Here is a 9321-nt window from a genome sequence, read left to right as displayed (position 1 = left end):
TAGAGCTTAGAGCTTAGAGCCTTGGGCTTAAAGCTACTTGGTTTGCCCACCAACCGCTCGCCAACACATATCAAAGCTATCGTTGATGTACTTCGATGTTTGCTCTGGTGGAGACTCGCTTTGTTCAATCAGCCAATTTGCACAAATTAGAAAGTGGCTATGGATGAAGTGTCTAACAAGGTTAATGTCCAACACCATCAATTCACCATCTTCTTGCCCTTTCAAAATGATCTCGTCTAGCGATGCGAACATCTGTGAAACAATCACTTCTCGAGTTTGAGTCGTTGGGTCGAAATGAACATTGGTAAAGAACTTCATCGCAACCGGATTCTCTAATGCCCATTCAATCCCTGTGATCCACATGAACTTAAAGGCTTGGTAGCGATCTTCTACTGCCACATCAGTGTGCGGTTGAAGGGTCGAGAATAGCTCTAGCTTCAGCTCGCGAAACAGCTCATCAATCAATAGAGATTTGTTTTCGAAGTGGTGAAACAACGTCGCTTTTGCCACGCCGGCTGTTTTCGCTATTTGTCCAGTAGATGTGCCCTCTAGCCCTTGTTGAGAGAAAAGCAGGAGCGCAGCATCTAGGATTTTTTGTCTTTTGGTGATCATCTATTGAGTACTTTGAACATCAGTTTTTTGATTAGGTTGTTGTAAGGAGGATGCATTAACTTGGTGAAGTTGATTTTTCCTCTACTTAGAACGGTTTTGGCATGGCTAAAGGTCTTGAAGCCCTCAATGCCGTGATAGTGTCCCATGCCTGAAGGGCCGATGCCACCGAATGGCGCGTCTTCTGCAGCCACATGCACCAAAGAATCATTAATACACACGCCGCCAGAGTGCGTGTCTGATAAAAACTTGTCTTGGGTTTCTTTATTATGGCTCATTAGGTACAGAGCCAATGGGCGTTCTCTCTCTGTGATGTAGCTGATTGCTTCTTCGATGGAATCATAAGGCACGATAGGCAGAACAGGACCAAACAGCTCTTCTTGCATTGCGAGCATGTCGTCGTTCACTTCGGTGAGAAGGTGCGGCGTCATTCTGTGGTTTACATCGTCTTGCGCTTGTTCGGTGACGGTGTGAACAACTGCGCCTTTAGATTGAGCATCTGTAATCACCCCCTTCAAACGATTGTATTGACGCATATCGATCACTGAAGTTAAGTCTTTGCTCTCAATGCCTGCTTTATACAGTTTTTTGAAGTATTGCTTATAAGCTGTGATGAACGCATCGACTTTTTCTCGTGGCAATAAGATGTAATCGGGCGCCACACAAATCTGGCCAGCGTTTAAGCTTTTTGCAAACAGGATGCGTTCAACGGCGTCAGCCACATCAAAGTCGGGAGCAATAATCGTTGGAGACTTGCCGCCTAATTCCAGGGTAACTGGTGTTAAGTTGTTAGCCGCTGCTCTCATAACGTGTTTACCCACAGCGGTTGAGCCTGTGAATAGGATATGGTCAAACGGCAGTTGGCTAAATTTAGCGGAAACATCAGCTTCACCTTCGATGATCGCAACTTGATCTTCACTAAAGCCTTCAGCCAACATCGCTTTTAAAACTCGGTTGGTTGCTGGAGTAAACTCCGACATCTTAAGCATCGCAGTGTTGCCCGCTGCTAATGCTGTGATCAGAGGCCCTAAAGAGAGCATGACTGGGAAGTTCCATGGAACAATGATGCCTACAACGCCCACAGGCTGATAATGAACCGTGATCTTAGCTGGCGTTAGCATCAAACCAGCTTTGCGGCGTGATGGCTTCAACCACTTCTTAAGGTTCTTCACGCTGTAATTGATCTGGTGAAGAGAAGGGGTGATGTCAGCAATCAAGCTGTCGTGCTTTGCTCGATGGCCATAATCTTCAGATACTGCCTCAATCAACTGCTCTTGATAGCGCATTAACAACGCTTTTAGTACTGAGAGGTTTTCTCTTCTCTGCTCAAGCGTAGGATTAACGTTATTGCGGTAGTGATCTTTTTGTCGGTTGAACATTTGATCCATGTCGTTGGTGCTCGACGTGTTTGGTTCAAGGTCTAGATTATGGCTCATAGTATCCCCTAAATTCGAAAGCTGACCGATTGGTTGGTCAGTTGAAATTACAAGAAGATCGAATCGAATACAAGATATGTGCGAGAAAAGTTTATTTTTTGTTCAGTTAAGCGGATGCTGAGTTGAGATGGTTAGGAAGATAAAAAGTGCCTTTGACGCAATCAAAGACACACGCGATTTGCTTGCGGGCTAGGCAGACACTTTTTCGCAACGCATAAAGATGAAGTTTACGTTTTTTGATAGGCGTTGGTATGTCGATTCACAGATCGCTTTCGCTTTTTCGTCGATCGTGCCTTCAGTGATTTGCGAAATCAGCAGGCCAGATAGGGTTACGGCTTGGCAAAGTTCGGTTAGTGAACGGCGGTAGAAGCTCACCTGAACCGGTGTGCCGACCGTATTCCACTCTTCTTGAATGAATTCACGCTTAAAGTAGTTACCTGAAAGGGTGCACTCAAAGTCAGCAAAAGGGTGGTGAGTAGAAAAGACTAGGTAACCACCCGTTTTCAATACGCGATACAAGTCATCAAAGACAGGTTTTAGATCTTCAATGTAATGCAGTACCAATGGGCACACGATGACATCAGCGCTGTTATCAGCTTCTTTAGGTAAACCAAGCGCAGCATCTTGCGCGTAAGCAGTCACATTTGGGATTTGCTTAGCGTTGACTAAGTCGACCATATCTTGAGATAGATCGGTGCACGTGACTTTTTTTGCACCATGCTCAATAAACCATTGCGCGTAAATACCTGAGCCACAGCCAAGGTCGACAATGTCGAGCCCATTCACATCATCAAGTAAGGCTATGGTTGATGGGCGTTCTAATAGGGCATTATAAATATTATCGCGAGCAGCAGAGTCGTATTGCTTTGCATAGGTCGTGTACATTTCGGACATGATTTAACACTCATCAATAGGCTTGGAATAACAGGATACTTGCTATGTTGGTGATAGCGAGAGTTCAGGTTGTGAAGTGCTTATATTTGTCACAACTCTGACTTAACCTCACTCAATTTACTAAAAATCTTATGGTTCCTGCACATTTTTTCTCCCTAATTTAATGTGAGAAATTGCTTTATATTTAATGCGCTTCAGCCTGTTTTTTACCCTAAAACCTTGTAATTCCTTACCTGTCACTTTAAGTCGATCTGTCGATAAAAAAACGTAATCGTCACCACAAATATCAATGGTTGGACTCGCTCTTAATAATATCGGTTAATGCAGCCAACAAATCGTTTTTGAACGCTTTTTGTTGGGTTATACCTCGCTATTCCAAAGAGGTATCTTCTGTCGATGGCCCTATAGTGTGAGGTCTCTAGAATTGGAAAATTCGGTTAATTTGGAACGCATCCGTGCTGAGTATAATGTAAAGCACTGGAGCCAAGGTTTTTATGGAATTGATGATAACGGTGAGGTGTATGTTTCACCGAGCGAAACCGATCATCAAGTTCCGCTAAGTCAGATCGTAAAACAGTTAGAGCAGCGAAATATTGGTTTGCCTGCTCTTGTGCGTTTTCCTCAAATAGTGCATCAACGTGTGCACAATATCTGTAACGCATTCAACCAAGCGATCGACGAATATCAGTACGATAACCGTTACCTACTTGTTTACCCGATTAAAGTTAACCAACAGAAAGAAGTGGTTGACGAGATCTTAGCAAGCCAAGCTCAATTAGAGCAGAAGCAACTAGGTCTAGAGGCGGGCAGTAAACCTGAACTATTAGCGGTATTGGCGCTGGCTCAAAAAGCGAGCTCAGTGATCGTGTGTAATGGTTATAAAGACAGAGAATACATCCGCCTTGCGCTTATTGGCGAAAAGCTAGGCCACAAAGTATTCATCGTTTTAGAGAAGTTGTCAGAGCTTGATCTTGTCCTTTCTGAAGCAAAAGCGCTTGGCGTGAAACCTCGTTTAGGTTTACGCATTCGTCTTGCTTCTCAAGGTGCAGGTAAATGGCAAGCAAGTGGTGGTGAGAAGTCGAAATTCGGTTTGTCTGCATCACAAGTATTGACCGTTATTGAACGCTTGAAAGCAGAAGATCAACTGGATGTTTTAGAGCTAGTGCATTTCCACCTTGGCTCGCAAATGGCGAATATTCGTGATGTGCGAAATGGTGTGAGTGAAGCGGCTCGTTTTTACTGTGAACTGCGTGACATTGGTGCTCAACTGAAGTTCCTAGATGTTGGTGGCGGTTTGGCGGTCGATTACGACGGCACACGCAGCCAATCTTCAAACTCAATGAACTACGGCTTGCTTGAGTACGCTCGCAACATCGTGATGACAGTAGGGGATATTTGTAAACTCTACAATCAACCACAGCCTGTGATTATTTCGGAATCTGGTCGTTCGTTGACTGCGCATCACGCTGTGCTTGTTACTAACGTGATCGGTACAGAAAGCTACTCACCAGAAGACATGGCGGCGCCAGAAGCTGACGCACCGCTGTTGCTAAACAACATGTGGAAGAACTTCTTGGAGTTAGATGCAGGTAATGATGACCGCGCGCTGATTGAGATCTACAACGACACGCAAAGTGATATCGCAGAAGCACACAACCAATTTGCGACAGGCATGCTGAACCTTCAGCACCGTGCTTGGGCAGAACAGATGTCTTTGCGTATTAACTATGAACTTAGCTCTCGTATGAGTACTAAAAACCGTTACCACCGTCCTATTTTGGATGAGTTGAGCGAGCGTTTGGCAGATAAGTTCTTCGTGAACTTCTCTTTGTTCCAATCGTTGCCAGATGCTTGGGGTATCGATCAGGTGTTCCCTGTATTGCCTCTAAGTGGTTTGGACAATGCGGACGAGCGACGCGCGGTAGTCCTGGATATCACATGTGATTCTGACGGTACGATCGATCAGTATGTTGACGGCCAAGGCATTGAAACAACGTTGCCAGTGCCTGCATGGAACCCAGACGAACCTTACCTGATGGGCTTCTTCTTAGTAGGCGCATACCAAGAGATCTTGGGCGATATGCATAACCTATTTGGTGACACGCACAGTGTGGTGGTCAACGTTGATGAAAGTGGTGAAGCGAATATCGATTACATCAACGAAGGCGACACGGTTGAAGACATGATGCGTTATGTTCATATCGATATGGACCTAATTCGTCAGAACTACAAAGAATTGGTAACGGCGAAAGTACCAGCGCAAGAGCAGCAAAGCGTACTTGAAGAGTTAGAGCAAGGCTTGATGGGTTACACCTATCTTGAGGATTTTTAATGAACGATCTATTTACGAAACCAGATTACTCGCTGTACTCCAATGCGATGACGTTTATGCGTCGTCCTTTGGTACAGAACCCAATCGACAACGATGCTGATGTGGTTGTATTAGGTGCGCCACTAGATATGGCGACGTCTGGTCGTCCGGGTGCGCGTATGGGACCGGATGCGATTCGCCGTGCGTCAGTTAACTTGGCGTGGGAAGGTAAAAAATTCCCTTGGGACTTCAATGTATTTGAACACACCTCAGTGATTGATGCTGGCGACCTTGTGTTTGATTGCGGTGATGCAGAAGACTTAACTCAACGTTTAGAAGCGGCTGCTGATGCGATTCTAAATAGTGGTAAAACTCTGTTAGGTTTAGGTGGTGATCACTTCATTACACTGCCTTTGCTTAGAGCATACGGTAAGAAGTACGGTGAGATGGCTCTGATTCACTTCGACGCGCACACTGACACTTACAGTCAGGGCAGTCGTTACGATCACGGTACTATGTTCTACCATGCGCCAAATGAAGGCTTAATTTCGCCTGAACATTCAGTGCAAATTGGTATTCGTACAGAGTACAAGCAGGAAGGACATGGCTTTAACGTTATTAACGCGATGCAAGCGAACGACATGAGCGTGGACGAGATCATTGCTCAAGTGAAAGGCATTGTCGGTGATAAGCCAGTTTACCTAACGTTTGATATCGACTGTCTGGATCCTGCGTTTGCTCCGGGTACAGGTACTCCGGTATGCGGCGGTTTGAATTCAGACAAAGTTCTGAAAATTATCCGTGGCTTGCAAGGTATCAATATGGTTGGTATGGACGTTGTAGAAGTTTCTCCAGCGTATGACCAAAGCGAGATTACAGCATTGGCTGGCGCGACGATTGCTCTCGAACTGCTTTACGTTTGGACGGCGAACCGCCTTGCTAAATAATAGTGTGTCATTGCTAACAGCATAACGCTATATACTGATTTTAAAGCCCACTAAGGTTCAACTTAGTGGGCTTTTTTTTGGGATTCCTCGAAATATCCATTTGCAACTTCTACTCATTGTCCCTGCATACCTATTCAAAACTCCAGTAGTTTCATATGTAATTGACGCCATATATGGTGTTTGAACGGTTTCTCATCAGCTTTGTGCTGACCTTGTCTCAAATATGGGATTTAGTTCTTCTTTGGGGTTTAGGTATATCTCTACCTTATTCATTGCCTATAAATCCTAATGATTTATCAACTTTATTACTGTATATATTTATAAAAATTTGAGGTGTAATTAAGGTGTGCATTTTGTTGCGCATTAATCAACACCCTATAAACTTTTGCTTAGTCCATGAACAAACTAAAGTGAATGCCTAGATTTGTGAAAAGAAGTCACTTCGCACAGACATGACATTTCGGATAAGGAAGACTAGGCTTAAGGTTAAGTAAACTATAAAAAAAACAGGCGAAACGGAACTGACTCATCACATACATCAGTCTACGTAATTGATTGTTAATTCAGAGAATAAGTTCTGAATATAATTTAAGCCTGAAACCGTTATTACTATCATTTTCACGATGTTGAGCAATACAGCATTTTGTGACCACGGGGGATATATGGGTATTGAAGTTTCGCGCCAAGCTGCAGTTGTTGAGGCAGTGAGTGGAGAAGTCATCGTAGTGAAGTCTGACGGAAGCGCACGAAAAATTTCAGCTGGTGATATTATTCGTGAGAACGAGATTGTTATCACTGCCAACCAAGCAGAGCTTGTATTAGGCACCCCAAACGGTGTCACTGAGGTAGGCAGCAATTGTGTTGGCTGTGTTGACCAAGATTTAGCGTGGGCTGATGCTCCGATCGCTGGAGAAGTTAATTTTGACTTACAGCAAGCCGATGCAGGAGATTTTGATGATGATGAATTTGCTGCTATCCAAGAAGCCATTTTAGGTGGTGCCGATCCGACCCAAATCTTAGAAGCAACGGCCGCTGGTGGCGGGCAAGGTTCAGCAAACGCTGGCTTTGTGACGATTGACTACAACTACACAGAAACTCATCCATCGACATTTTTTGAGACCGCAGGTCTAGCAGAACAAACGGTTGATGAAGACCGAGAAGAGTTCAGAACAATAACTCGTTCATCGGGCGGTCAATCAATCAGTGAAGTGCTCACTGAAGGCTCCATTTCTGGCAATACCTATCCCCAATCTATTACAACTACCGAAACGATTATTGCTGGTAGTTTAGCGCTCTCCCCTGATTCTTTTGCTCCAGAAGCACTGTCCCTTGCTTCGCTACTCACAGAGCTAAACAGTGATATAACCTCAAGTGGTCAGCCTGTTACGTTTACTTATGATGCGGCGACGAACTCTATCATTGGTGTTCAAGGCACCGATGAAGTATTACGCATCGACATCGATGTTGTTAGTGTTGGAAACAACGCTGAGCTTTCACTGACCACAACGATTTCTCAACCAATTGATCACGTAACGTCTGTTGGTGGTGGTCAGGTTTCCTATACAGGCGATCAAATTAACATCACTTTTGATATTCAAGGTGAAGACACCGCGGGAAACCCATTAGCAACACCAATTAATGCACAAGTTGCCGTGGTTGATGGGGGCGATCCGTCTGCTGAAAGTGTGAATATCAGTAACGTAGAAACTAGCAGTGCAGCAATTGAAGGAACGTTCTCCAATATTGGTAGTGATAATCTTCAATCAGCTGTATTTGATGCTAGTGCACTGGACCAGTTTGATGGGTTGCTCAGTGATAATCAAAATACGCTTGCCAGACTTTCTGATGATGGAACAACGATTACTCTGTCCATTCAAGGCAGAGGTGAGGTTGTTCTCACTATCTCACTAGATACCGATGGTACTTATAAATTCGAGCAGTTTAATCCAATAGAACAAGTGGGCTCCGATTCACTGACGTTCGATTTACCGATCACGATTACCGATTTCGATCAAGATGTTGTAACCAATAACATCAACATTGTTATCACTGATGGCGATAGCCCAGTCATTACTAATGTCGACAGTATTAGTGTCGATGAAGCAGGCATCATTGGTGGCTCACAAGAGGGAAACGCGCCTGTAGCGGGGAGCGGAAGTATCACTGCCGATATTTTCGAAAGCGACATCATCGACCATTATGAACTGGAGCCGATGGAATTTAATACGGGTGGCACCTTGGTTTCTAATGGTGCGCCGGTGCTACTCGAGTTGGTTGACGAAACTAATGGTGTAAGGACATACGAAGGTTATGTAGAGGTCAATGGATCGAGAATTACTGTCTTTGACGTAAAAGTTGATAGCCCATCATTGGGTAACTATGAATTTAACCTCTATGAAAACCTTTCACATCAAGGCGCTGAAGATGCGCTGTTAACTTTTGCATTGCCAATTTATGCTGTTGATGCAGATGGCGACCGTTCTGCACTGTCTGGAGGTTCAAACACACCAGAAGCTGCTGAGATCCTCGTTAATGTAAAAGATGATGTACCAGTGATGACAGCACCTACAGGGGAAACAGTTGTCGATGAGGATGACCTCACTGGTATTGGTTCCGATCAATCTGAAGACACCATTATTAATGGATTATTCACGGTTGATGAAGGCGCCGATGGTGTTGTGAAGTATGAACTGGTTGATGAAGATTTGGTTCTGACGGGCTTAACCTCTGATGGAGAAAGTTTAGAGTGGCAAGCTGTTTCACAAAACGGCACAACATTTACTTACGTTGCTCAAACAGCAACGAGTAATGAAGCGGTGTTCGAGATTATTTTCGATACCTCGGATAACAGCTATCAATTCGAATTGTTTAAACCACTTAAGCACCTTGATGGCGCGGGTGAAAACGCGATTAACCTTAACTTCTCTGTTGTTGCTGAAGATTTCGACCAAGATAAATCGAATGCGATCGATCTGAAGATCACGGTGACGGATGATGTGCCAACCATCACTGATATGACTGCTGCGAGTACGTTTGTCGTTGATGAAGATGATTTAAGCTCTGTTATCGCTCAGGCGACAGGTGCATTTGTTACGACTGAAGGTGCAGACAAAGTTGAGGTTTA

General features: G+C 44.4%; 6 protein-coding genes. 3 read left to right on the top strand and 3 right to left on the bottom strand.

What is annotated here, in order from left to right; translation table 11 throughout:
• Nucleotides 1-33 precede the first annotated feature (33 nt).
• The 3 genes from AB4484_RS10230 to AB4484_RS10220 all read right to left on the bottom strand — a co-directional run bounded on the left by AB4484_RS10230 (nt 34) and on the right by AB4484_RS10220 (nt 2939).
• Complete coding sequence (locus AB4484_RS10230; RefSeq protein ID WP_048607093.1) at nt 34-612, bottom strand: TetR/AcrR family transcriptional regulator; 579 nt, start codon at nt 610-612, stop codon at nt 34-36.
• Nucleotides 609-2045, bottom strand: coding sequence for a coniferyl aldehyde dehydrogenase (locus tag AB4484_RS10225; protein WP_372077899.1), 1437 nt, complete (start codon nt 2043-2045; stop codon nt 609-611). The genes AB4484_RS10230 and AB4484_RS10225 overlap by 4 nt, the downstream gene beginning before the upstream one ends.
• A gap of 189 nt (nt 2046-2234) precedes the next feature.
• Nucleotides 2235-2939 (bottom strand): class I SAM-dependent methyltransferase, encoded by a 705-nt coding sequence (locus AB4484_RS10220; RefSeq protein WP_372077897.1) that lies wholly within the window; start codon nt 2937-2939, stop codon nt 2235-2237.
• Between the two features lie 424 nt (nt 2940-3363).
• Between AB4484_RS10220 and speA the strand changes: the two genes are divergently transcribed.
• The 3 genes from speA to AB4484_RS10205 all read left to right on the top strand — a co-directional run.
• Nucleotides 3364-5271, top strand: a complete 1908-nt coding sequence (gene speA / locus AB4484_RS10215) for an arginine decarboxylase (protein ID WP_048609979.1) — start codon at nt 3364-3366, stop codon at nt 5269-5271.
• Nucleotides 5271-6197 (top strand): agmatinase, encoded by a 927-nt coding sequence (speB, locus tag AB4484_RS10210; RefSeq protein WP_017105806.1) that lies wholly within the window; start codon nt 5271-5273, stop codon nt 6195-6197. The genes speA and speB overlap by 1 nt, the downstream gene beginning before the upstream one ends.
• A gap of 662 nt (nt 6198-6859) precedes the next feature.
• Nucleotides 6860-9321 (top strand): retention module-containing protein (locus tag AB4484_RS10205; RefSeq protein ID WP_372077894.1); only part of this gene is annotated, 2462 nt, incomplete at its 3' end.

Source organism: Vibrio sp. 10N.261.46.A3 (assembly GCF_041472995.1).
In the GTDB taxonomy this organism is placed as follows: Bacteria; Pseudomonadota; Gammaproteobacteria; order Enterobacterales; family Vibrionaceae; genus Vibrio; species Vibrio coralliirubri.
The sequence above is the reverse complement of the archived record's forward strand: the minus strand, read 5'-3'. Positions and strand labels throughout refer to the sequence as shown.